Below are 23,750 nucleotides of genomic sequence, written 5' to 3' on the forward strand. Positions count from 1 at the left end.
GCGGTCCCGATGACACGCTTCCAGTTCGACCTTCTCGCCACCGACGGCGCCGCGCGGGCCGGGCGCATCGCCATGCGGCGGGGGGTGATCGACACGCCGGCATTCATGCCGGTCGGCACCGCGGCCAGCGTCAAGGCGATGAAGCCGGGCACCGTCCGCGCGCTGGGAGCACAGATCATTCTCGGCAACACCTATCATCTCATGCTGCGGCCGGGCGCCGAACGGGTGGCGCGACTCGGCGGGCTGCACCGTTTCATGGGCTGGGAGTTGCCGATCCTGACGGACAGCGGCGGCTATCAGGTCATGAGCCTCGCGGAGCTGCGCTCGCTGTCCGAGGAGGGCGTCACCTTCCGCAGCCACCTCGACGGGTCACGCCACATCCTCACGCCCGAGCGGTCGATGGAGATCCAGCGCCTGCTCGGCTCCGACATCGTCATGGCCTTCGACGAATGCCCGCGCCCGGATCAGGATCGCGATGCGCTGGGCCGGAGCATGGAGCTGTCGATGCGCTGGGCCGCGCGAAGCCGAACCGCCTTCGACGCAGGCGCCGATCATGTGCAGCGTGCCGCCCTGTTCGGCATCCAGCAAGGCGGCCTGGACGAGGATCTGAGGCGGCACAGCGCCGAGGCGCTCACCGCGATCGGGTTCGATGGCTATGCCGTGGGCGGCCTTGCCGTCGGCGAGGGGCAGGAGGCGATGTTCGCCACTCTGGATTTTGCTCCGGGGCAGCTCCCGGCGGATCGGCCCCGCTACCTGATGGGTGTCGGCAAGCCGGACGATCTCGTCGGCGCCGTGGAGCGGGGCATCGACATGTTCGACTGCGTCCTGCCGACCCGTTCAGGCCGGAACGGACAGGCCTTCACATGGTCCGGGCCGCTCAACCTGCGCAACAGCCGGTTTGCTGAAGATGAGTCGCCGCTTGATGATCGTTGCACCTGCGACGTGTGCCGCGGGTATTCGCGCGCCTATCTGCACCATCTCGTCCGCAGCAAGGAAATCCTCGGCGCAATGCTGATGACCGAGCACAACCTCGCTTTCTATCAGCAGTTGATGGCGCGCATGCGCGCCGCCATTGCGCGGGGGGAGTTCGCCGCCTTCGCCGCGTCTTTCCGCGCATCCTACGGGGCGGAGCGGTGACTGGATGGCCGCGCGCGGTGGTCGTCGGCGCCTCGGGCGGCATCGGCAGCGCGCTGGTGGCACGGCTTGAGAGCGCCGGCACGGAAGTGGCGGGGTTCAGCCGGGCGGGAGGGGGCGCGCTTCCCCCGCTCGACCTGACAGACGAAGCGAGCATCGCCGGCGCCGCGCAGTGGTGTGCCGAAAGCGGACCTTGGCATCTCGTCATCGTAGCCACCGGCATTCTGGACGGGCGGCAATGCTCCCCGGAGAAGAGTTGGCGCCAGATAGAACCGGCGGGGATGGCCGAAAGTTTCGCCATCAACGCCACCGGCCCGGCGCTGGTCGCCAAGCACTTCCTGCCGCTGCTGCCGCGACGAGGGCGGTCGGCATTCGCGGCCTTGTCGGCGCGCGTGGGCAGCATCTCCGACAACCGGCTCGGAGGCTGGTACGGTTATCGCGCGTCCAAGGCTGCGCTCAACATGATCATCCGCTCGCTGGCCATCGAACTTGCGCGCACGCGGCCCGATGCCTTCTGCGTGGGTCTGCACCCGGGCACGGTTGCGACGAAGCTGTCCCGCCCTCACCGGCGCAGCGGTGCCGGACACCACGTCTTCAGCCCCGAGGATGCCGCCGGACACCTGCTCGATGTGCTGGACACGCTGCAACCCGCCGACACCGGGAGGATCTACGGGTGGGACGGGGTCGAGATCGCCCCCTGAACCGGGCTGCCCGTCCCCACGTGCCGCAACTCGAGCACTGTACCCCGATAGGGGACGAAGGTGCCCGCGGAATCCAGGAACCCGGCCCCGATCGCATTGGCGTGATACTGCGCCTCGGTGAGCGATCCGTACCACTTGCCCCGCCGGCGGGGAGTGAGAAAACGGTACTGAATCATGACATTCAGTACAAAAGGGATGGTTCTTTGTTGTTCCGCCTTTTGCGGCGAGAAGCGGGAGGGGCGCACAAAAAAGGCGGCCATGGCGGCCGCCCTTCCTGTCGTATGATGAAGCGTCAGCGGGAGTAAAACTCCACCACCAGGTTCGGTTCCATCGTCACCGGATAGGGCACCTCGTCGAGCTTCGGCACGCGGGTGAACGTCACCTTGTCGTTGCCATCGGGAACGACATAGTCGGGGATGTCGCGTTCGGGCAGGCTCTGCGCCTCGATCACCAGCGCCATTTCCTTGGCCTTGGGCCCGAGGCTGATCACGTCGCCGACATCCACACGCCGGCTGGCGATGTTGCATTTCACGCCGTTGACGCGCACGTGTCCATGGCTGACGAGCTGGCGGGCGGCGAAGATGGTCGGCACGAACTTGGCGCGATAAACCACCATGTCGAGGCGCCGCTCGAGCAGACCGATGAGGTTCTGGCCCGTGTCGCCGCGCATGCGGCTCGCTTCCTGATAGGTGCGCTTGAACTGCTTCTCCGTGACGTCGCCGTAATAGCCCTTGAGCTTCTGCTTGGCGCGGAGCTGCAGACCAAAGTCGCTCACCTTGCCCTTGCGGCGCTGCCCGTGCTGGCCGGGGCCGTAGGACCGCTTGTTGACGGGGGAGTTAGGCCGCCCCCAGATGTTCTCGCCCATGCGGCGATCGAGCTTGTGCTTGGCGCTGGTGCGCTTGGTCATGGTCGTCTCCTGATCTGCTGGCCGCCGAAGGGTGGCGGCTTCAACCCGGCATCGCACCGCCAGACCCTTGCATCTGGCGCGGCATCCGCTTCACCGGGGTGCGGAGCCAATTCGCGAGCGCGGCCGATAGCACATGGCGGCGCGGGGTCAAGCCGCGCGTTCCGGCTCCTGCGGGCGGTTGGGTTGCGCGGCCCGCTCTCGACAAAAGGGCCGGGTCTCGGCAGGACGGCGCCATGTGCACCTCACGACACGACAGCAACACCATCGCCCCCGAGCGTTGCGAGACGATGGAGCAGGTGCGCGCCGGCGTCGATCACACCGACCGGCTGCTCATGGCGCTGCTGGAAAGACGGTTCGGCTACATGCGCGCCGCGGCCCGGATCAAGGAACGACGCGATGCGGTGCGCGACGAGGCACGCAAGGCGCAGGTCATCGCCAATGCCCGGCAGGACGCGATCGGACGCGGTGTTCCGGACGATTGCGTGGCTGCCATGTGGGACGTGCTGGTGGAAAGCTCCATCGCTTACGAGATGGAGGAATGGGACCGGATCAGGCGTTGATCCGCCGCTCGATCGCCGACAGCGCGCCGCGCAGCGTCCGCACTTCGAGATGGTTCCAGCTTGCCCGGGTCAGCAGGTTGCGCAGGGTCAGGCGGGTCGCCGCAGCGCGGTCGGCGGGCAGGAAGTAGCCAGCCGGCTCGAGCAGCCGTTCGAAATGGGCGATCAACCCGTCGAGTTCGTGTTGCGGCGCCGGCGGTAGCAGCTGTGTCGCCGTGGGCTGGGACAGGCCTTCGGCGGCGGCGGTGAGGCTCCATTCGTAGGCACAGATCGCAACCGCCTGGGCAAGATTGAGCGAGCCGAAACCGGGATTGATGGGTATGGTCAGGATCGTGCGGGCGAGGGCGACGTCGGCCGTCTCGAGGCCGGAGCGTTCCGGGCCGAACAGGATGGCGGACCGGCCCGGCAGGGCCGCCATCTGCACCGCCGCCTCACGCGGGGCGAGCACCGGCTTGGTCACGCCGCGCTTGCGCACGGTTGTCGCGAACACGTTGCTGCATTCGGCGATGGCGGAGGACACGTCGGGATAGACGCGCGCCGCGGCCAGCACGCTGTCCGCACCGGCCGCCGCGGGACCCGCCGCAGGATTGGGCCAGCCATCCCGCGGCGCCACCAGACGCAGATCCGTCAGGCCGAAATTGAGCATCGCCCGCGCAGCCTTGCCGATGTTTTCGCCAAGCTGGGGACGCACGAGAACGATGGCCGGGGCGCGATCGGAATGCATCCTGCGGCCGATGGCGCAGCGCCGCGCCCGGTGCAAGATGCGAACGCGCTAGCGCTTGATCCGGTTGTAGAAGGCGTAACCCGCCCCCGCCACCAGCCCGAATGGCAGAGTGACCACCGGGAGCAGCGCCCCGGCCAGTGCACCGATCGCCGCGCCGGCGAGCACGGGCTTCGTCGAGGGGTGCTGGAGCCCGCCCTTTGCCATGGCCGACAGTTCCGCCTTGGCGTCTTCGACCAGCCCTGACCTGCCCTTGTGATCGTCGTGTCGCATTGCTCAGCGCTCCGGATAAACGGGAAATCTGTCGCACAGGTCGGCGACCTGCTGCAAGACGGCGCGTTCCGTGTCGGTGTCGCCGTCGTCGCCGCAGCGGGACACGCCCTTGATCACCTCCGCAATCATGGCGCCGACCTGGCGGAACTCCGCCGGTCCGAACCCGCGCGTCGTGGCGGCCGGTGTGCCAAGGCGGATGCCGCTGGTGACGAAGGGGGAGCGCGAGTCGAAGGGAATGCTGTTCTTGTTGCAGGTCAGGCGTGCCCGCTCCAGCGCCTTTTCAGCCGCCTTGCCGGTCACGCCCACAGCCGTCAGGTCGACGAGCATCGAGTGATTGTCCGTGCCACCCGACACGATGCGCAGGCCGTGCTCCTCGAGGCTGGCCGCCAGGACGCGGGCATTCTCCACCACCCGGTGCGCGTACACGCGGAAGGAGGGTTGCAGAGCTTCGCGGAAGGCCACTGCCTTGGCGGCGACGACATGCATCAGCGGTCCGCCCTGCAGCCCCGGGAACACGGCGGAATTGAACGCCTTGGCAAGCCCGTCATCGTTGGTCAGGATCACCCCCGAACGCGGTCCCCGCAGGCTCTTGTGGGTGGTCGTCGTGACGACGTGCGCGTGCGGGAAGGGCGAGGGGTGCGCGCCGCCCGCCACCAGACCCGAAATGTGGCTCATGTCGCACAGCAGGGTGGCGCCCACCTCGTCGGCGATCTGCCGGAAGCGGGCGAAATCCCAGTGCCGGGAATAGGCTGTTCCGCCGCAGATGATCAGCTTTGGCCGGTGCTCGCGCGCGGTGCGCTCCACCGCGTCCATGTCGATCCGCTCGTCGTCGCGCCGCACGCCGTAGCTGACCGGCTTGAACCACTTGCCGCTGATGTTGACGGGCGATCCATGGGTCAGATGCCCACCCGAGTTCAGGTCCAGACCCATGAAGGTGTCGCCCGGCTCCAGCAGAGCGAGGAACACGGCCTGGTTCATCTGGCTGCCGGAATTGGGCTGCACGTTCGCGTGGGCACAGCCGAAGAGCTGCTTGGCGCGGTCGATGGCGAGGCGTTCGACCGCATCCGCATACTCGCAGCCGCCATAGTATCGCTTGCCGGGATAGCCTTCCGCGTACTTGTTGGTGAACACGCTGCCCGTCGCCTCGAGAACGGCCCGGCTCGCGATGTTCTCGCTGGCGATGAGTTCGATGCCGCTCTGCTGCCGTCGCAGTTCGCCCGCGACGGCCGCATGAACCTCGGGGTCGGTGTCGGCGAGGCTGTTGCTCCAGAACCCGTCATCGGTGTGTTCGCGCGGTGCGGTGGCGGTGCCCATGATTGATCCTTATGATGTCAGTTGTGCAAGCTGGTCGACCCGGCGCTGATGCCGGCCCCCCGCGAACGGCGTGACGAGGAAGGCTTCGAGACACGCCTTGGCCATGTCCACCCCGACGATCCGCGCGCCGAGCGCCAGCACGTTGGCGTCGTTGTGTTCACGGGCAAGGCGCGCGGACAGCGGCTCGGTGACGAGCGCACAGCGGATGGACGGAAAACGGTTGACCGCGATCGAGACGCCGATGCCCGAGCCGCACAGGATCACGCCGCGCTCCGCCTCCCCGTGAGTCACCGCTTCGGCCAGCCGCCGCCCCATGCCCGGATAGTCGATGCTGGCGTCCGTGGCTGGCCCGAGATCGAGAACATCGCGACTCTGCTCTGCCAGCCACGTGCGCAAGGCTTCTTTCAATTGGAAACCGGCATGATCCGAAGCGATGGCGATGCGCATGGCCGCCACATAGGAAATTTGCCGCGCCGGAACCACCGCAAAAGCGCGCGGATCTCAGTTCTCCTCGGCACCTTTCAGGGCGCAACCGATCGCCCTGGCAATCTCGAGCGGCGAGTAGGGCTTGGGGATTGTCGGGACGTGCCGGAACGGCTCCGGATGCACGGTGTTGCCGTAGCCGGTCGCGAAAATGAAGGCCATGCGCCGTTCGACAAGCTTGCTGGCAACCGGATAGCTCGGCGATCCGTTGATGTTCACATCGAGGATGGCGAAGTCGAAGCAGCCTTCCGCCGCCGCCGACATTGCCTCGTCGATGGAGCAGGTCAGGGTCGGCTGCGCCCCTGCATCGGCGAGCAGATCCTCAAGCGTGAAGGCGATGATCGGCTCGTCCTCCAGCACCAGGACCGATGCGCCTTGCAGAAACCGGAGCGGCATCCTCAGAGCCTCGCTGACATGTGATAGGCAAAGCCATCCGGCTCGAAGTCCAGCCTGGTCGCACTTCCGCTGCCCAGACCGTGACGGATCAGCCGGCTGCCGAAACCCTTGCGCGCCGGGTTCGTCGCCGGCGGTCCGCCGTGCTCGGTCCAGCACAGGTTGAGGTCCGTGTGGCTGTCGCGGTTGTCGACCGACCATTGCACGGACACCGTGCCCGTTTCGTTGCTGAGCCCGCCATATTTCAGGGCGTTGGTGGCGAGTTCATGGACGATCATGGCCATCGACACCGCCTGCTGCGGTCCGAGCGTGACCTGCGGGCCGTCGACCGCCACGCGCGCCTTCGCCGGCCCGGCGGTCGCGCTGAGCGCGTCGCAGACGATGTCCTTGAGCTCGGCCGCTTTCCAGCTGCACTGGGTGAGCAGATTGTGCGCGGCCGCCAGGGCGGCAAGGCGCGCGTTGAACGCCTTCATCGGGCCGGGATCGGTTGCGGCGGCGCTGAAGGTCTGCTGCGCGAGGCTCTGCACAATGGCGAGGGTGTTCTTCACCCGGTGATTCAGCTCGTCGATCAGCAGCTGCTGCCGCTCGGCCGCCTGATGTTCGGCCGTGACGTCATAGCCCTGGATCAGCACGCCGCTGACATCCTGTCCGTTGAGCCGCACCGGCTGGAACACGAATTGCAGCATGAGTTCACGCCGCGCGCGGCCTTCGCCGCCGTAGAGGCTGACCGGCTCCCGCACGCCGAAATAGGGTTCGCCCGTCGCGACCACGGTGTCGAGGATGTCCAGGAATCCCTGCTCGACAACCTCGGGGAGCGCCTCGGCAACGGTCCGTCCCACCAGGTCGTCACGCATCACCAGCGTCCGGTAGGCCGCATTCGTCATGACGAAGCGGTGGTCGGCCCCTTCCAGCATGGCCACGAAGCCGGGTGCCTGTTCGAACATGGCGCGCAGCGTCTCGGCCTCGTCCTCCAGCGCGTTCATCCGCGCGGTGACGGACCGGGCGCGTTCCATCAGCCCGACCTCGTCGCGCAGCCGGCGCAGATTGTGCAGCTCGGTGACGTCCACCGTATGCTGAAGGAGCTGAACCGCTTCCCCGTGTTCGTCGAGGATGGGCGTGTGCGTCGCGCTCCAGTAGCGCTCGACCATCTCGCCGTTCTCGTCCGCCAGATCATAGCGGATGTGCGGCACCTCGTCGACGCGAGCGTCCCGGAAGGTGCGGTCGAAAGAGGCGCGTAGCTGCCGCTGGCTTTCCGAGGCCTCCTCGCTGGGGAAGGCCTCGAACATCGCGCGACCGATCAGTTCGTCCCGCTGGCGACCCGTGACCGCAAGATAGGCTTCGTTCATCCAGACAATGCGGTAAGCGCGGTCGAGCACGACATACGCATTCGGTGAACGGTTGAGCAAATCCTCGTACGGGATCAAGGGCCGGTCTCCTCCGCCGTAAGTCGATGGGCCGGCATGCCTCGTGCCAGCCAGGCGCCGAAAGTCAACAGGCTGCAACTCTGAAGCCATGCGCCCAAGCGCCGGAGAGCCGCCCGGATCGTGCAGAGGCGTGCCGGGAACGGACCGGGCGCCGACGCGCGCTACTGATCGAGGAAGCTGCGCATCTTGCGGCTGCGGCTCGGATGCTTGAGCTTGCGCAGCGCCTTGGCCTCGATCTGGCGGATCCGCTCGCGCGTGACGCTGAACTGCTGTCCCACCTCTTCAAGGGTGTGATCGGTGTTCATCCCGATCCCGAACCGCATGCGCAGCACGCGCTCCTCGCGGGGCGTGAGGCTGGCGAGAACGCGCGTCACAGTCTCCTTCAGGTTGGCCTGAATGGCGGCGTCGACCGGGATGACGGCGTTCTTGTCCTCGATGAAGTCGCCGAGGTGGGAGTCCTCCTCGTCGCCAATGGGCGTTTCGAGGCTGATCGGCTCCTTGGCGATCTTCATCACCTTGCGCACCTTTTCCAGCGGCATGGAGAGCCGCTGCGCCATTTCCTCGGGCGTGGGTTCGCGGCCCTCCTCGTGGAGGAACTGCCGCGAGGTGCGGACCAGCTTGTTGATGGTCTCGATCATGTGGACCGGGATGCGGATGGTGCGCGCCTGATCCGCGATCGACCGCGTGATCGCCTGCCGGATCCACCACGTCGCGTAGGTCGAGAACTTGTAGCCGCGGCGGTACTCGAACTTGTCGACCGCCTTCATCAGGCCGATGTTCCCTTCCTGGATCAGGTCGAGAAACTGCAATCCGCGGTTGGTGTATTTCTTGGCGATGGAGATGACGAGGCGCAGATTGGCCTCCACCATCTCCTTCTTCGCGATGCGCGCCTCGCGCTCGCCCTTCTGAACCATGTTCACGATGCGCCGGAACTCGGTCAGGCTCATGCCGGTCTGCGCCGCGATGTCGCTGATTTCGAGGCGGACCCGCTCGATCGCGTCGGCTTCCTTTTCTGCGAAGGCCGCCCACTTCTTGTCCTTGCGCGCCCGCTCGGTCAGCCAGTTCTCGTCCAGCTCGTTGCCGACATAGGCGTCGAGGAAGTCGCGCCGCTTGATCCGGTGGCGTTCGGCAAGGCGAAGCATCTGTCCGCCGAGCGTCGTCAGCCGCCGGTTGAAGGCATACAGATTGTCGACGAGGAATTCGATCTTGGACGCGTGGAACTGCACGCTTTCCACCTCGGCGGTGAGCTCCTCGCGCAGGGCTTCGTACTTGCGCTCCTTGGCGGCCGGGAAGCTGTCGCCGCGCGCCAGCACGCGCATGCGTTCCTGCTGAACCTTCTCGAAGCGGCCGAACAGGTCGGTGATGCGCGCAAACCGCTCCAGCGCCTCCGGCTTGAGAGCCGCTTCCATCTGCGCGAGACTGAGGGTGTTGTCCTCCTCCTCGTCGTCGTCGCGCCGGCGCGGATCGCGCCCGGCGGCATCCTCCTCGTCGCCGCTCTCGTCGTCACCCGCGCCCGCCTCGTCACCGTCGCCCGTCTCGTCATCGTCGCGGATCGAGGGCCCGGCCGTCGCTTCGGTGATCTCGGCGTCGTCTTCGGCGCCTTCATCGGTCATCCGCTCGACCGGCGGTTCCTTGGACAGCATGGCGTCGAGATCCAGGATCTCGCGCAGCTGCATCTCGCCCGCGTTCAGCGCTTCCGACCAGCGGATGATGGCGTGGAACGTGATCGGGCTGTCGCACAGTCCGATGATCATCATGTCCCGCCCCGCCTCGATGCGCTTGGCGATGGCGATCTCGCCTTCGCGGCTGAGCAGTTCCACCGCGCCCATCTCGCGCAGGTACATGCGGACCGGGTCGTCGGTGCGTCCCTCGACATCCTTCTTGCGGACCGGAGAGGCGGCGCGGCGCTGCTCGAGGCCCAGATCCGCCTCGTCATCAACGATGACGCCGTCGGCATCCTCTTCCGATCCTGCGTCGCTGCTGTCGTCCCCGTCGCCGTCCGCGTCCTCGTCATGTTCGACGATCTGCACGCCCATCTCGGACAAGGCGGTCTGAATGTCCTCGATCTGGTCAGGACTCATCTGGTCGGAGGGCAGGGCTTCGTTCAGTTCGTCATAGGTGACGACGCCGCGCTTGCGCGCGCGGGCGATCAGTTTCTTGATCGTCGCCTCGTTGAGGTCGATCAGCGGAGCATCATCCTTTTCCGCAGTGTTCGCTTCTGAAGCCATGTCGCAATCTGATCCATCGTGCCGCGGGAGCGTTCCCGCAGCGTGTCACGTCTGTCCAACCCTGGGTGCAGGTTTGCCCGCTATGTGGCGCAGGCGGGTGTCAAATTCCAGCTTTCGTTTGCGCAGGCGCTGCTGCTCGGCGAAGGCGCCTTCCGGATCGGTTGCGAAACGGGCCGTCGCTTCGGCGAGTGCGCGCTCGAGTGCCGGCCGCTCCACCAGCAGCGTCACCGCCTCGCGCAGCGCGTCGGCAGCCTGCTGCGGATCGCGTTCGGATGCGATCGGCATGGCATCGGCGCTGCCGGCGGGCAATGCCGCCCTGACCGCCGCGGCAAGAGATGCGCCGTCGCCCGGATGCTCCGCATGGTCGAGCAGGATGTCCGTCGCGGAGGCGAGGCAAGGGTGAAGGCCGGCAAGGCGCGCAAGTAGGTCCGCGCAGCAGCCGATCGCGTCGGGATGCCGCGCAAGGCCGAGCAGGACGGCGGCGGCGAGCCGGTGACCGTCTCCGCCGCTCTGGCGGGCACGGAGCGCGGCGGAGGCCTGCTGCGGCACCGCTGAACCCGCCGATCCGGCGCGACCGCGCGTGGCATGGCCTCGCCCCGTGACCTGACGGGGCGGAAAGGCGAAGGCCGAAAAGCGGTCCATCAGCTCGCGCCGGTACAGGGCGGCGATGTCGCGGTTGCCGATCGCCTCGACATGGCGGAGCAGCCGCGCCTTGAGAGCGGCCTTCTCCTCCGGGCTTTGCACCGGGGCGGCGTCGCGTTCTGCATGCCACAGGAACTCGACGAGACTGCTCGCCCGGTCGAGAAGGCTCTCCACCGCCTTTGCGCCGCCAGCCCGGACGAGGTCGTCGGGATCCGCGCCCGGCGGCAGGGACACGATCCGCAGCGACTTGCCGGGCTGGAGCAAGGGGAGCGCCCGCTCCGCTGCCTTCAACGCCGCCCTCCGCCCCGCCGCGTCGCCGTCGAAGCACAGCAGCGGACAGTCGGCATGGTGCCAGAGCAGGGCGAGCTGTTCGCCCGTCAGCGCCGTCCCCAGCGCCGCCACCGCCTCGTCCAGGCCGGCCGCCGACAGGGCGACGACGTCCATGTAGCCCTCGACGACGATCAGCCGCCCCTTCGTCCGCGCAGCCGGAGCCGCACGGTCGAGATTGAAGAGCATGGTCCCCTTGCTGAACAGCGGCGTGTCGGGCGAGTTCAGGTATTTGGGCGCGTTCGGGCGGTCGCTGATCAGGCGGCCGCCAAAGCCCACGACACGGCCGCGCGCGTCACGGATGGGCAGGGTGATACGGTCGCGAAACCGCTCCACCGCCTGGCCGTCCTCCGTGACCGACAGCAACCCCGCGGTCACCAGACGTTCGGTGCCCAAGTGGCCGAGAGCAGCGACCAGTTGCCCTCGTGCGGCAGGGGCATAGCCGAAGCCGAAGCCGCGCAGCACCTCTGCCGGCACCATGCGCGAACGGAGATAGGCCCGCGCGCCTTCCCCCTGGGGTCCGCCGAGCTGGGCGGTGAACCAGTCCTGCGCGGCGGCGAGCGCCTCGCGCAGGAGGCTGCGCTCGTCCTGCCGTCTGGCGGCCGCCGGATCCGGCTGCGGCACGTCCATGCCCGCCTGCGCCGCCAGTTCGCGCACGGCATCCATGAAGCCGAGCCCCTGATGATCGGTCAGCCACCGGATGACGTCCCCATGCGCCTGGCAGCCGAAGCAGTGGTAGAACCCCTTCGCGTCGTTGACGTAGAAGCTGGGCGTCTTCTCCTGGTGGAAGGGACAGCAGGCGCGATACTCGCGCCCGGCCTTCTGCAGGCGGACCGAGCGGCCGATCACGGCGCTGAGCGTGATGCGGGCGCGCAGCTCGTCGAGCCATTGCGGCGACAGCGTCATGCGGCGCGGCTCACTCCGACAGCGCGTCCTTCACCAGCGCGCTGGCGCGGGCCATGTCGAGGCTCGCGCCGTGCCGCGCCTTCAGGGCGGCCATGACCCTGCCGATGTCTTTTGGCCCCTGCGCTCCCAACTCGTCGCGCAGCCGGGCGATCGCCTCCTTCATGGCAGCTTCGTCCATCCGTTCGGGAAGGAAGCTTTCGATGACGTTCAGCTCCGCGCGTTCCTGTTCGGCAAGCTCGGTGCGGCCGCCTTTGGTATAAAGGGCGATGGATTCCTGCCGCTGCTTGGCCATCTTGAGCAGCACGTCCGTGACGAGCGCATCGTCGTCCACCGGCGCAGAGGCCGTCCGCTGCTCGATGTCGCGATCCTTGATCTTGGCGCCGATCAGCCGGAGCGCCGCAAGACGTTCCTTGTCGCCGGCCTTCATCGCCGCCACCGTTTCGGCCTTGATCCTGTCTCTCAACATCGGGGTCTCCGTCGCCTGATCCGGGTCCGGGCACTGACAGGCCGGAGCGGCGTTGCCAAGAGCCGCGGTTGACGGCCGCCGCCACAGGCCTTAGCGACCGCCTCTTAGCACACATCGCCGGCTTGCCACACTTCGGAGCGCTTCATGGCCACGTCCGCACCCGTTCCCGCGCCTCCTCCCGGCGCCACCGGCTGTCTGGTGCTCGCGGACGGGACGATCATCTGGGGACAGGGGTTCGGCGCGACTGGCGACGCGGTCGGCGAGGTGTGCTTCAACACCGCCATGACCGGCTACCAAGAGGTCATGACCGACCCATCCTATGCCGCGCAGATCGTCTGCTTCACCTTTCCACATATCGGCAATGTCGGGGCCAATCCCGAAGACATCGAGAGCGAGGGGCATGGCGCGGTCGGCTGCATCGTGCGCGAGCGGGTGACGCCGCATTCGAACTTCCGGGCGGAGACGCACTTTTCCGACTGGCTGCGCGAGCATGGCCGCATCGGCCTTGCCGGGGTGGACACGCGCGCGCTCACCCGGCGGATCCGTCGCGGCGGCGCCCCAAACGCCGTCATCGCGCATCACCCCAGAGGGGAGTTCGACGTCGCCGCACTGCTTGACCGGGCACGATCCTGGCCGGGGCTGGAAGGGCTCGACCTCGCAAAGCTCGTCACGCGCGACGAGCACACGCACTGGGTGGGCGGCCCATGGTCGCTCGGCGGGGCGGAGGGGGTGGACGGTGCGCAATCGGATCGTCCGCACGTGGTCGCCATCGATTACGGGTCCAAGGACAACATCTTCCGCAATCTGGTGCGCGCCGGCGCGCGGGTGACGGTGGTGCCGGCGCGCGCCACGCTCGATGACATCCTCAGGCTCCAGCCGGCGGGCGTGTTCCTGTCCAACGGTCCGGGCGATCCGGCGGCGACGGGCGAATACGCGGTGCCGGTGATCCGCGGCCTGCTGGACCGCGACGTGCCGATCTTCGGCATCTGCCTTGGCCACCAGCTCCTCGGCCTCGCCGCCGGGGCCAAGACGGCCAAGATGCACCAGGGGCATCGCGGCGCCAACCATCCGGTCAAGCGGCTGGGGGATGGCGCGGTGGAGATCACCAGCATGAACCACGGCTTCGCGGTGGATCGTGACACGCTGCCCGAAGGGGTGGAGGAAACGCACGTCTCGCTGTTCGACGGCTCGAACTGCGGCATCAGCCTGCGCGGCAAGCGGGCCTTCGGCGTGCAGTACCACCCGGAGGCGTCGCCGGGGCCGCAGGACAGCTTCTACCTGTTCGAGAAGTTCGTGGGGGAGTTGGGTTGAGTGGCTGTGTTGAGCAAGCTCGAGAGAAGAATTCTCCTGAAGCTGCGTCGGGACGGCGCTCTCCCCGGACATGCAAAGCCAGTATGGGAAAGCAGTGCGAATGACTGGGAGGCGCGGAAAGCAGCAGGCATGTCTCTCGCAAGTTTGCACTTAGCGCGGAGGGTCCAGAACAGCGAAGCGCCAGGTATACTGCACCTCGATCTCACTCCCGCCGGTGTCAGCTTGGCTGATCGTAGCATCGAAGAAGATAGGCTGCTCAACAAGCTCAAGTCGGTCCAATGGGTAAGCTGGCTGGCGCTGGTTATGTCAGCCATCTCCACCGCCATTTCCTTCGCGAGTCTTTCAAGATAATGCCCAAACGTACCGACATCTCCTCCATCCTCGTCATCGGCGCCGGTCCCATCATCATCGGGCAGGCGTGCGAGTTCGACTATTCGGGCACGCAGGCGATCAAGGCGCTGAAGGAGGAAGGGTACCGGGTTGTCCTGGTGAACTCCAACCCGGCCACGATCATGACCGATCCGGACATGGCCGACGCGACCTATGTCGAGCCGATCACGCCCGCCATTGTCGCCAAGATCATCGAGCGCGAACGCCCCGACGCGCTGCTGCCGACGATGGGCGGGCAGACGGCGCTTAACTGCGCGCTGGCGCTCTACAACGACGGCACGCTGGCCAAGTACGGCGTGCAGATGATCGGCGCCAACGCCGATGCCATCGACAAGGCGGAAAACCGCCAGCGCTTCCGCGAGGCGATGGACCGCATCGGCCTCGAAAGCGCGCGCAGCGGGGTAGCGACCACCGTTGAACAGGCGTTCGCCGTGCTGGAGCGCACCGGGCTTCCCGCGATCATCCGCCCCTCGTTCACGCTCGGCGGCACGGGCGGGGGCATCGCCTACAACCGCGCGGAGTTCGAGCGGATCGTGCGCGAAGGGCTCGCCGCCTCGCCGACCACCGAGGTGCTGATCGAGGAGTCGCTGCTCGGGTGGAAGGAGTTCGAGATGGAGGTGGTCCGCGACCGGGCGGACAATTGCATCATCGTGTGCTCCATCGAGAACGTCGATCCGATGGGCGTGCACACAGGAGATTCGATCACCGTCGCCCCCGCGCTGACCCTGACGGACAAGGAATACCAGATCATGCGTTCGGCCAGCATCGCCGTGCTGCGCGAGATCGGGGTCGAGACGGGCGGGTCGAACGTGCAGTTCGCGGTCAATCCCAGGGACGGGCGCCTGATCGTCATCGAGATGAACCCGCGCGTATCGCGCTCTTCCGCGCTGGCGTCGAAGGCGACGGGCTTTCCCATCGCCCGCGTCGCGACCAAGCTGGCGGTCGGTTACACGCTGGACGAGATCACCAACGAGATAACCGGCGCCACTCCGGCTGCGTTCGAACCGACGCTGGATTACGTGGTGACCAAGATTCCGCGTTTTGCCTTTGAGAAGTTCAAGGGTGCGGACCCGACGCTTTCGACCGCGATGAAGTCCGTCGGCGAAGTCATGGCGATTGGCCGGAACTTCGCCGAATCGATGCAGAAGGCGCTGCGCAGTCTCGAGACCGGTCTCGACGGGTTCAACCGGGTGGTCGAGCTTGAAGGCGCGGGGCGGGACGTGATCCTCGCCTCGCTTGCGCAGCGGACGCCCGACCGGCTGCTCAAGGTTGCGCAGGCGTTCCGGGAAGAATGTTCGGTCGAGGAGGTCCAGGCGGTCACGGGTTACGATCCGTGGTTCCTGCGCCAGATCGAGGCGGTCATTTACGAAGAGCGCATGATCGGCCACCACGGGATCCCGACATCCGCCGGCGAGCTGCGGCGGCTGAAGGCCATGGGCTTTTCTGACCGGCGGCTGGCGACGCTGGCGGTGCGCTCGGTCGGGGTGGCGGGAGGGCTCGCCGAAACGCAGGCGAAGCGCGCGGGGCTGCTGCACGACACGCTGCGGGCGATGGCCGGCGCGACCTCGGCGGACGAGGTGCGGCGGCTGAGGGAGAAGCTCGGCGTCCTGCCCGTGTTCAAGCGGATCGACAGCTGCGCAGCCGAGTTCGAGGCGATCACGCCCTACATGTACTCCACCTACGAGGCGCCGAGTTTCGGCGAGGCGGAGTGCGAGGCGCAGCCTTCCGACCGGCGCAAGATCGTCATCCTGGGCGGGGGCCCGAACCGCATCGGTCAGGGGATCGAGTTCGACTATTGCTGCGTGCATGCGTGCTTCGCCCTCTCCGAGGCGGGGTTCGAGACGATCATGATCAACTGCAACCCCGAAACCGTCTCGACCGACTATGACACGTCCGACCGGCTGTATTTCGAGCCGCTGACGGAGGAGGACGTGCTCGAAGTCCTCCGCGTCGAGCGGACTCGCGGCGAACTGGTGGGCGTCATCGTCCAGTTCGGCGGGCAGACACCGCTGAAACTGGCGCGGGCGCTCGAGCGGGCCGGCATCCCCATCCTCGGCACGTCTCCCGACGCCATCGATCTCGCCGAAGACCGCGAGCGGTTCGCGCGGCTCGTCGAACGGCTCGGTCTCGACCAGCCGCTGAACGGCATCGCCCGCAGCCGCAACGAGGCCGCCGCCGTGGCGCGCGAGATCGGCTATCCGGTGCTGCTGCGGCCATCCTATGTTCTGGGCGGACGGGCCATGGAGATCGTCGACAGCGAGGCGCAGCTCGACAGCTACATCGCCACCGCGGTCAGCGTGTCCGGCGACACTCCCGTCCTCGTGGACCAGTATCTGCGCGATGCCATCGAGTGCGACGTCGACGTGCTGTGCGACGGCGAGGAGGTACGTGTCGCCGGCATCATGCAGCACATCGAGGAAGCCGGCGTCCATTCCGGTGACAGCGCCTGCACCCTGCCGCCCTACAGTCTCGCGCCGGAGATCGTCGCTGAAATGGCGCGGCAGGCCGAGGCTCTTGCCCGCGCGCTTCAGGTGCGCGGGCTGATGAACGTGCAGTTCGCCATCCGCGGCGAGCGGGTCTACCTGATCGAGGTGAACCCGAGGGCAAGCCGCACGGTGCCCTTCGTGGCCAAGGCGACGGGCGTGCCGATCGCGAAGCTTGCCGCGCGCGTGATGGCGGGGGAATCCCTGAGGGGCATGCCGTCCGTCGACACGGCGCCGCCCTACATGGCGGTCAAGGAAGCCGTGTTCCCCTTTGAACGGTTTCCCGGCAGCGATCCCGTCCTCACCCCGGAGATGAAGTCGACGGGAGAGGTGATGGGCATCGACAAGGATTTTGTGACCGCCTTCTACAAGGCGCAGCTTGGCGCCGGTGTCACGCTGCCGCGCTGCGGAACCCTGTTCGTGTCGGTCAAGGACACGGACAAGCCGGGCATCCTCGCACCGGTGCGCGAACTCGCCGCGGCGGGATTCGCGATCGTCGCCACCGGCGGCACGCAGAGGTTCCTCGCCGAGCACGGCATCACTGTGCAGCGCGTCAACAAGGTTGCCGAAGGGCGGCCGCACATCGTCGACCGGATCGTCGACGGCGATATCGACCTGATCTTCAACACCACAGAAGGGTGGCAGAGCCATCGCGACTCCGAGTCCATCCGCTCTTCGGCGCTCGCAGGGAAGGTGCCCTACTACACCACCGTGGCGGGGTGTGCGGCCACGGCGCAGGCCATTGGCGCGGTGCAGCCCGGCGCGCTTGAAGTGCGGCCGCTTCAGGACTATCATTGCGCCTGACTGCGAAGTGAAACCTCCTGAAATCCGGCTAAAAGATGCATGCGGATGTGACCGTCTCGGTTCGGCATCGGCAAGCAGGCCGGGTTGATGCTGCTTAAAGCGAAAGGCTCTTGTCGATGGAAAAGGTGCCCATGCTTGCCGAAGGGTACGAGAAGCTGTTGGCCGACCTCAAGCAGCTGCGGGCCGAGCGGCCCAAGATCGTCGAGGCGATCGAGGAGGCGCGGGCACATGGCGACCTGTCGGAGAATGCCGAATATCATGCCGCCAAGGAGCGGCAGGGTCAGGTCGAGGCGCAGATCGCCGAGCTGGAGGACAAGGTGACCCGCGCCCAGATCATCGATCCGGCCAGCCTGTCAGGGGACAGGATCGTGTTCGGCACGACGGTGCACCTCTTGGATGACGAGGATCAGCCGGTCACGTACCAGATCGTCGGCCAGACCGAAGCCGACGCCGCGCAGGGGCGGATTTCCTACAACTCGCCGCTGGGTCGGGCGTTAATCGGCAAGAAGGTGGGCGACGAGGTGGAAGTGACCGTCCCGGCCGGTGACAAGTTCTTCCTGATCGACAGCATCGAATTCATCTGATCCGGCAGGCTCCGCCCGGCTCTGCCGACGCTCCGCGAGGGGCGCTGGTGGCCCGCGGGCGGGGATCAGCGCGAAGGTGACGGGTCGAGGATCCGTTGCAGGTCGACGATGACGTACTTCATCTCGGCATCGTCGACCGTGCGCTGCGCATTGCTGCGCCAGGCGGCCTCGGCGGCCTCGTAGCTCGAGTACACGCCGGCAACGTGGATGCTTTCGGGGTCACGGAAGTGGAGCGAGCGGGGGTCGGTGACACGCCCGCCCATCACGAGATAGAGCTGCTGACGCTCCGTGGCCGCACCCATGACGAACTTGCTCCCGCGTAATCCTGCACATGGCAGAACCGCCTGCGCGCCCGCGCGAGCAGCCTGCCGCGCGGTCCTTTACCGCACCGTCGCCGCAAGGCAAGGGCGGCACCGGTTTGCGGCCGGTACCGCGGGTGCGTCAGAGGTCGCGGAGACGGCGCGACAATGCCCGGCCCGCGCTGCGCGACGTCACGCCGGCCCGGTCGCTCGCGGACCGCGCGTAATGCTCCGCGCTGCGCCGGGCTTCGCGCAGGCCAAGACCCACCCGTTCGCCCGTGTCAACCAGAGCATCCTTGCCGTGACGTGCGGCATCTGCGGCATCATCGATCAGGCCCATGGCAAAGCCGATTGCCGCTTCCGAGGCGCTGCTTGCCAGCCCGCCCGCGCGGCGCCGCACCCGGCGCCCGGCGGGAGTCATCGAGCCGATCAGCAAACCGACGGCAAGCCCGCCCAGCACCGTCGCGACCGGGTGTTCGCGCGCGAAGTTGCCCAGTGTGCTTGCCGCATCGCGCGCGTGGTGCGCCACCGTGTCGCCGTGATGCTGCGAGCCGGCGGCAATCCGCCGCTTCAGCTCCTCGTGCTTTTCATCTCCGGTCGCGGCGTCCTTTCCGGCGGCGTCCGCAGCCGCCCCGCCGGTCTGCGTGTGGCCCAGTGTTTCGCCATGAAGGGCATTTTCCCGATCAACGGTTTCCTGAAGCTTGTCACTCATCACGTCCACTCCAAATCCTTGCTGATGCCGCGGTTCAGTTGCGGAACCGGAACGCAGATCGTTCGCGTTCGTCCGGCTCCCAATCGTCGACATCCTCGTCCTCGTCCGACCGCTCGCCGGTGAAGAAAGCAATCAACGGGTGGCGGGCGAACCACACGACGATCGCCGCGAGCAGCGCGACCACCAATCCCTTGTGCTCCCTTGCCAGATGGGCGCCTTCCTCCAGGACGTCGCTGGCGCCGTCCTTGATCTTGTCCGTGGCGCGATCCTTGATGCCCTTTTCGGCGTGTCCCGCCTTCAGCAGAGCGATGTCTTCCTGAACCGCGGCGTAGGCGCTGTCTCTGGCTCGCCGCTCCTCGCCCAGCCGCCGTGCCAGATCGTCGGTCATTCGTCCTCTCCCTTGAGCACCCTGACCATCGTCATGGCCTTGCTGCGCGCCATCATCCCCAGGACGGCGGCAACCACCAGCAGAGCCACCACCACCACAAGCGTGGCGGCAAGCGGACCGATCAGGGTCGCGAGCGAGAGGATCGCGCCGACGGTCAGGCCGATGGCCGCAAGCAGGGCCACGACGCCCGCAGCCACCCCGAGACCCGCGATGCTCCCCACCGATTTGCCGGCATAGGCAGCGCGAGTCTTCTGATAGGCAAGCTCGTGGGTGAGATAGTCGCGTCCGTCGTGGTACAGAGCGGTCACATTCTCGATCAGCGAGATGTCGGAGTCCGCATCCGGCATCTCGCCGTCGTCTCCCATATGCTGGCCACGAGGAACCGCGCCGGCATGGGAGTCCGTCCGCCGGATCGGATTGTCCGCAGGTTGCGCAGGTTCGGGACGCGTTCGGTCATGCTCAAGCACGGCTCATCTTCCTCGTGGCTCTTTCAGGATCGCAAAGCCGCGCTCAGCGGCGCGAGCCGCCGAAGGTTCGCGCAAGCAGGTAGCCCGCGAACGCAGCCAGGCCGACAGCCATTCCGGGGCTGTTCCGCACGAATTCACGCGCGTCATCACCGAGTTCCTCGACGCTCTTGCGGTCGAGTTTTTCAGCAGTCTCCTGGATCGAGCGCGAGGCGCTGCGCGCATAGTCGCCATACTTGGCGCCAAGAGCGCTGTCGACGGAGGCGGCGTTGTCGTTCACCATGCGGCTGAGCGCCATCAGCGCCTCGCTCGCCTTGTGCTTGCCCTCGACGGCCAGCTCGGACGCCTTGGCCTTGGCCTGCTCTCCGTATTCGCGCGCCTGCTCCCCGACTTCGTGCCCCCGTGCGGCGGCTTCGTCCCGGTAGGCGCTGGCGCGCGATCCTGCTTCCGCCTTCAACGCGGCGGCGCCGGCCTTCGCCTCCTCGAGGGCGGCGTTGAACCGCGACTTGGCGTCGTTCTGGTGCTGACCGGAGGCCGTCGATGCGCCGGATGCGCCGGCTGCGTAGTCCAGCGTCTCGCCGCCACCGGCGCCCGTGCCGCCAAGGCTGCTGCCGCCGGCTCCGGTGCTGGTGCTGGTGCTGGCGCTGCCGGGAGTGTCGCCGTTCAAACCGTTGTTGTTCGTGGTGCTTGCCATGATTCACCTTCTGTCTGACTAGTGGAAGCGGCGCGGCGCCGCGGTCATCATTGTGTCATTCAATGCGGCTTGCTTCTGTTCGTTCCTTTTCATAGGCGCCGTGCCAACCGGGGCGGCACCCGCCTCGCATTGGGGAGAGGGTCATGACCGGCATCGTCGACATCCACGCGCGGGAAATCCTGGACAGCCGCGGAAATCCGACGGTGGAGGTCGATGTTCTGCTGGAGGACGGCAGCTTCGGGCGCGCGGCCGTGCCATCGGGCGCCTCTACCGGCGCGCACGAGGCGGTTGAGCTGCGCGACTGCGACGCCGCACGCTATGGCGGGAAGGGTGTGCAGAAGGCGGTCGAGGCTGTGAACGGCGAGATCGCCGACCTCCTGAGCGACCTCGACGCCGAGGATCAGCGCCAGATCGACGCGGAGCTGGTTGCGCTTGACGGAACGGAGAACAAGTCGCGTCTGGGCGCCAACGCGATCCTTGGCACCAGTCTTGCCGTGGCAAAGGCGGCGGCCGCCGCGCGTGGCTTGCCGCTCTATGCGTATGTCGGCGGGGTGGAGGCGCATGTGCTGCCCGTGCCGATGATGAACATCATCAACGGCGGCGAACATGCCGACAACCCGATCGACATCCAGGAATTCATGGTCATGCCGGTCGGCGCCGGCTCTCTGGCAGACGCCGTCCGATGGGGCGCGGAGATCTTCCACTCGCTCAAGGGCGAGCTGCGGCAGCGCGGCCTGTCGACGGCTGTCGGTGACGAAGGTGGCTTTGCTCCCGATCTCGCCTCGACGCGCGCAGCGCTGGACCTGATCCTCGCCGCAACGGAGCGCTGCGGCTTCTCTGCGGGGAGCGACGTGATTCTGGCCCTCGACTGTGCGGCGACGGAGTTCTTCCGGGAAGGACGCTATTATCTGGCGGGCGAGGGGCTGACCCTCGATGCCGCGGGCATGACCGATTACCTCGTGGCGCTTTGCCGGGATTATCCGATCCTCTCGATCGAGGACGGAATGGCGGAGGACGACAGCGAGGGCTGGGCAACGCTGACGAAAGCGCTTGGCACGCAAGTCCAGCTCGTCGGAGACGACCTATTCGTGACGAACCCTTCACGGCTGGAAAGCGGCATCGCCGAAGGGCTCGCCAACTCCCTGCTCGTCAAGGTCAACCAGATCGGCACGCTGAGCGAAACGCTGGATGCGGTCCGCATCGCGCACCGCGCGGGCTACACCGCCGTCATGAGCCACCGCTCCGGCGAGACCGAGGACAGCACGATTGCCGATCTGGCGGTCGCCACCAATTGCGGGCAGATCAAGACTGGCAGCCTTGCCCGGTCCGACCGCCTGGCCAAATACAACCAGCTGATCCGCATCGAGGAAGAGCTTGGCTCCACCGCGCGTTATCCGGGCATGGCGTGCCTGCGCCGGGGACGATCGGCCTCTCCCTCTGGCTGATGCGCGCCGGGGCGCTCAGGCGCCGAAGCGTTCGCGCAGGTCGAGCAGGGCCATCGCCGCCGCCGCCGCTTCGCCGCCCTTGTTCTTGCGCGCCGGATCCGCCCGTTCGAGAGCCTGCTGCTCGTTCTCCACGGTCAGGATGCCGTTGCCGATGGCGAGGCCGTCCATGGTCAGCGCCATGACTCCGCGCGCGCTTTCGCCCGCCACGATCTCGAAATGGAATGTCTCGCCGCGGATCACCACGCCGAGGGCGACGTAGCCGTCATACCGCCCGGTCTCGGCCGCGAGCGCAACGGCCGCCGGGATCTCCAGCGCACCTGGCACGGTGATCACCTCGCACTCGTGCCCGGCGCTCAGCAAGGCGTCACGCGCCCCCGACAGGAGCAGGTCGTTGAGGTGATCGTAATACCGGGCCTCAACCAGGAGAAAAGCAGCCATTCGTCACTCCGACAGGGGAACTTCGCCCACGATCTGCAGACCGTAGCCCTCGATGGCCACGATCGTCCGATGGGAATTCGTAAGCAGGATCATCTGCTCGACACCGAGATCGGCGAGGATCTGCGCGCCGATGCCGTGCGAGCGCAATTCCGAATGCGGCTCGGGTTGCGCGCCGCTGGCCGCGAACGCCGCCGCCGACAGAATCACGACGACACCGCTCCCGTGCTTGCCGATCTGGGTCATGGCACGCTGAAGGACGCGCTTGTTCGGGCCGCTCCGGCCGAGCACGTCGTCAAAGATCGACAGCGAGTGCATCCGCACCAGCGTCGGCTCGCCGGGGACGATCTCGCCTTTCTGCAAGACATGGCTGACGCTGCCATCGACGCTGTTGCGGTAGGTGATCAGCCGCCACGCGCCGCCGTAATCGGAGTGAAAATCCGCCTCCTCCAGCCGGTCGACCAGATGATCGTGCTGACGGCGGTATTCGATAAGGTCGCGGATGGTGCCGATCTTCAGCCGATGCTGCCGCGCGAAACGGACCAGATCGTCCATGCGCGCCATCGACCCGTCGTCGTTCATGATTTCGCAGATCACGCCGGACGGGTTGAGGCCCGCCAGCCGTGCGATGTCGACGGCGGCCTCCGTGTGGCCGGCGCGGACGAGCACGCCGCCCTCCCGCGCCATCAACGGAAACACGTGGCCGGGCGTCACGATGTCGTCAGGGCCGCGCGCGCTGTCGATCGCCACGGAGATCGTGCGCGCCCGGTCGGCAACGCTGATGCCGGTGGAGATGCCCTCCCGCGCCTCGATCGATGTCGTGAAGGCGGTTCCGTGCGCCGTGCGGTTGTCGCGGCTCATCGGCTGAAGGCCAAGCTCCGCGACGCGCTGGGGCGACAGCGCCAGACAGATCAGGCCGCGGCCGTGAACCGCCATGAAATTGATCGCGTCGGGGGTCGCCATCTGTGCCGGTATGACCAGATCGCCCTCGTTCTCGCGATCCTCGTCATCGACAAGGATGAACATCCGCCCGTTGCGCGCTTCCTCGATGATCTCGCGCGCGGATGCGAGAACCGGCTTCTGCTCATGCTGGTCGAGCACGCGCGCCAGCTTGGCCAGCGTGTCGGCGGTCGGGTTCCAGTCGGGGTCGCCCGCGTCACGCAGCGTGTTGACGTGAAGCCCGGCGAGGCGCGCCAGCCCCGCGCGCGTCATGCGGCCGGACGCGATGGTGTCGCGTACGCGCTCGACGATCTCGATGGTCATGC

At 67.2% G+C, this 23,750-nt stretch carries 25 protein-coding genes; 7 read left to right on the plus strand and 18 right to left on the minus strand.

Annotated elements, in window-relative coordinates; all coding sequences use genetic code 11:
- Positions 1 to 9 precede the first annotated feature (9 nt).
- Both tgt and ETO60_RS06330 read left to right on the plus strand, forming a co-directional pair.
- Entirely contained in the window at positions 10 to 1,137 is a 1,128-nt protein-coding gene (gene tgt, locus ETO60_RS06325; protein ID WP_130003822.1) for a tRNA guanosine(34) transglycosylase Tgt, read from the plus strand.
- Positions 1,134 to 1,835, plus strand: coding sequence for an SDR family NAD(P)-dependent oxidoreductase (locus tag ETO60_RS06330; RefSeq protein ID WP_130003824.1), 702 nt, complete (start codon positions 1,134 to 1,136; stop codon positions 1,833 to 1,835). Before tgt ends, ETO60_RS06330 begins: the two co-directional genes overlap by 4 nt.
- On the opposite strand, the gene ETO60_RS06335 is transcribed toward ETO60_RS06330, so the two are convergent.
- Both ETO60_RS06335 and rpsD read right to left on the minus strand, forming a co-directional pair.
- Complete coding sequence (locus ETO60_RS06335; RefSeq protein WP_130003826.1) at positions 1,802 to 2,011, minus strand: hypothetical protein; 210 nt, start codon at positions 2,009 to 2,011, stop codon at positions 1,802 to 1,804. The two genes, ETO60_RS06330 and ETO60_RS06335, sit on opposite strands and share 34 nt — an antisense overlap.
- 116 nt (positions 2,012 to 2,127) lie before the next feature.
- Positions 2,128 to 2,742, minus strand: a complete 615-nt coding sequence (gene rpsD / locus ETO60_RS06340; RefSeq protein ID WP_130003828.1) for a 30S ribosomal protein S4 — start codon at positions 2,740 to 2,742, stop codon at positions 2,128 to 2,130.
- Between the two features lie 233 nt (positions 2,743 to 2,975).
- Here rpsD and ETO60_RS06345 point away from each other — a divergent pair, with 233 nt between their 5' ends.
- Positions 2,976 to 3,302: a chorismate mutase gene (locus tag ETO60_RS06345; protein WP_130003830.1), complete on the plus strand. Its 327-nt coding sequence runs from the start codon at positions 2,976 to 2,978 to the stop codon at positions 3,300 to 3,302.
- Here the strand turns inward: ETO60_RS06345 and ETO60_RS06350 are convergent.
- From ETO60_RS06350 to ETO60_RS06390, 9 genes are all read right to left on the minus strand, one after another.
- A complete protein-coding gene (locus ETO60_RS06350; RefSeq protein ID WP_130003832.1) occupies positions 3,292 to 4,023 on the minus strand; it encodes an RNA methyltransferase in 732 nt (243 codons plus the stop codon). The two genes, ETO60_RS06345 and ETO60_RS06350, sit on opposite strands and share 11 nt — an antisense overlap.
- Positions 4,024 to 4,071: 48 nt before the next feature.
- Positions 4,072 to 4,293 carry a hypothetical protein gene (locus ETO60_RS06355; protein WP_130003834.1) on the minus strand — a complete coding sequence of 74 codons (222 nt, stop codon included), beginning with the start codon at positions 4,291 to 4,293 and terminating at the stop codon, positions 4,072 to 4,074.
- 3 nt (positions 4,294 to 4,296) lie between these two features.
- Positions 4,297 to 5,607 carry a serine hydroxymethyltransferase gene (gene glyA, locus ETO60_RS06360; RefSeq protein ID WP_130003836.1) on the minus strand — a complete coding sequence of 437 codons (1,311 nt, stop codon included), beginning with the start codon at positions 5,605 to 5,607 and terminating at the stop codon, positions 4,297 to 4,299.
- 9 nt (positions 5,608 to 5,616) lie between these two features.
- Positions 5,617 to 6,054, minus strand: coding sequence for a ribose 5-phosphate isomerase B (gene rpiB / locus ETO60_RS06365; protein ID WP_130004619.1), 438 nt, complete (start codon positions 6,052 to 6,054; stop codon positions 5,617 to 5,619).
- Between the two features lie 54 nt (positions 6,055 to 6,108).
- On the minus strand, positions 6,109 to 6,486 hold the full coding sequence (locus ETO60_RS06370) for a response regulator (RefSeq protein ID WP_130003838.1): 378 nt from the start codon (positions 6,484 to 6,486) through the stop codon (positions 6,109 to 6,111).
- Positions 6,487 to 6,488: 2 nt separating this feature from the next.
- The gene (locus ETO60_RS06375; protein WP_234026365.1) at positions 6,489 to 7,907 is read right to left on the minus strand and encodes a sensor histidine kinase; all 1,419 of its coding nucleotides are present in this window, start codon (positions 7,905 to 7,907) and stop codon (positions 6,489 to 6,491) included.
- Positions 7,908 to 8,068: 161 nt separating this feature from the next.
- Positions 8,069 to 10,135, minus strand: a complete 2,067-nt coding sequence (gene rpoD / locus ETO60_RS06380) for an RNA polymerase sigma factor RpoD (protein WP_130003842.1) — start codon at positions 10,133 to 10,135, stop codon at positions 8,069 to 8,071.
- A gap of 45 nt (positions 10,136 to 10,180) precedes the next feature.
- Positions 10,181 to 12,010 carry a DNA primase gene (dnaG, locus tag ETO60_RS06385; protein ID WP_130003844.1) on the minus strand — a complete coding sequence of 610 codons (1,830 nt, stop codon included), beginning with the start codon at positions 12,008 to 12,010 and terminating at the stop codon, positions 10,181 to 10,183.
- 10 nt (positions 12,011 to 12,020) lie between these two features.
- Entirely contained in the window at positions 12,021 to 12,476 is a 456-nt protein-coding gene (locus ETO60_RS06390) for a GatB/YqeY domain-containing protein (RefSeq protein WP_130003846.1), read from the minus strand.
- A 144-nt stretch (positions 12,477 to 12,620) separates the two neighbouring features.
- Here ETO60_RS06390 and carA point away from each other — a divergent pair, with 144 nt between their 5' ends.
- The 3 genes from carA (at position 12,621) to greA (ending at position 18,048) form a co-directional block, all read left to right on the plus strand.
- Positions 12,621 to 13,787 carry a glutamine-hydrolyzing carbamoyl-phosphate synthase small subunit gene (carA, locus tag ETO60_RS06395; RefSeq protein ID WP_130003848.1) on the plus strand — a complete coding sequence of 389 codons (1,167 nt, stop codon included), beginning with the start codon at positions 12,621 to 12,623 and terminating at the stop codon, positions 13,785 to 13,787.
- Positions 13,788 to 14,137: 350 nt separating this feature from the next.
- Positions 14,138 to 17,464, plus strand: a complete 3,327-nt coding sequence (gene carB, locus ETO60_RS06400) for a carbamoyl-phosphate synthase large subunit (RefSeq protein ID WP_130003850.1) — start codon at positions 14,138 to 14,140, stop codon at positions 17,462 to 17,464.
- Positions 17,465 to 17,580: 116 nt separating this feature from the next.
- Positions 17,581 to 18,048, plus strand: coding sequence for a transcription elongation factor GreA (greA, locus tag ETO60_RS06405; RefSeq protein WP_130003852.1), 468 nt, complete (start codon positions 17,581 to 17,583; stop codon positions 18,046 to 18,048).
- Positions 18,049 to 18,113: 65 nt separating this feature from the next.
- Here the strand turns inward: greA and ETO60_RS06410 are convergent, their stop codons facing one another.
- From ETO60_RS06410 to ETO60_RS06430, 5 genes are all read right to left on the minus strand, one after another.
- Positions 18,114 to 18,350, minus strand: a complete 237-nt coding sequence (locus tag ETO60_RS06410; protein ID WP_130003854.1) for a DUF4170 domain-containing protein — start codon at positions 18,348 to 18,350, stop codon at positions 18,114 to 18,116.
- Between the two features lie 139 nt (positions 18,351 to 18,489).
- Positions 18,490 to 19,059, minus strand: a complete 570-nt coding sequence (locus ETO60_RS06415) for a hypothetical protein (RefSeq protein ID WP_130003856.1) — start codon at positions 19,057 to 19,059, stop codon at positions 18,490 to 18,492.
- A 34-nt stretch (positions 19,060 to 19,093) separates the two neighbouring features.
- Complete coding sequence (locus ETO60_RS06420) at positions 19,094 to 19,447, minus strand: hypothetical protein (protein ID WP_130003858.1); 354 nt, start codon at positions 19,445 to 19,447, stop codon at positions 19,094 to 19,096.
- Positions 19,444 to 19,812 carry a phage holin family protein gene (locus ETO60_RS06425; protein ID WP_234026366.1) on the minus strand — a complete coding sequence of 123 codons (369 nt, stop codon included), beginning with the start codon at positions 19,810 to 19,812 and terminating at the stop codon, positions 19,444 to 19,446. The genes ETO60_RS06420 and ETO60_RS06425 overlap by 4 nt, the downstream gene beginning before the upstream one ends.
- A 145-nt stretch (positions 19,813 to 19,957) precedes the next feature.
- The gene (locus ETO60_RS06430; protein ID WP_315850270.1) at positions 19,958 to 20,605 is read right to left on the minus strand and encodes a hypothetical protein; all 648 of its coding nucleotides are present in this window, start codon (positions 20,603 to 20,605) and stop codon (positions 19,958 to 19,960) included.
- A gap of 143 nt (positions 20,606 to 20,748) precedes the next feature.
- Between ETO60_RS06430 and eno the strand changes: the two genes are divergently transcribed.
- Entirely contained in the window at positions 20,749 to 22,050 is a 1,302-nt protein-coding gene (gene eno, locus ETO60_RS06435; protein WP_130003860.1) for a phosphopyruvate hydratase, read from the plus strand.
- 15 nt (positions 22,051 to 22,065) lie between these two features.
- On the opposite strand, the gene ribH is transcribed toward eno, so the two are convergent.
- Together ribH and ribB are read right to left on the minus strand one after the other, a co-directional pair.
- Positions 22,066 to 22,488 (minus strand): 6,7-dimethyl-8-ribityllumazine synthase, encoded by a 423-nt coding sequence (gene ribH, locus ETO60_RS06440; protein WP_130003862.1) that lies wholly within the window; start codon positions 22,486 to 22,488, stop codon positions 22,066 to 22,068.
- A 3-nt stretch (positions 22,489 to 22,491) separates the two neighbouring features.
- Entirely contained in the window at positions 22,492 to 23,748 is a 1,257-nt protein-coding gene (gene ribB, locus ETO60_RS06445; RefSeq protein WP_130003864.1) for a 3,4-dihydroxy-2-butanone-4-phosphate synthase, read from the minus strand.
- Positions 23,749 to 23,750: the final 2 nt, after the last annotated feature.

It is taken from the genome of Qipengyuania thermophila (assembly GCF_004153605.1).
In the GTDB taxonomy this organism is placed as follows: Bacteria; Pseudomonadota; Alphaproteobacteria; order Sphingomonadales; family Sphingomonadaceae; genus Qipengyuania_B; species Qipengyuania_B thermophila.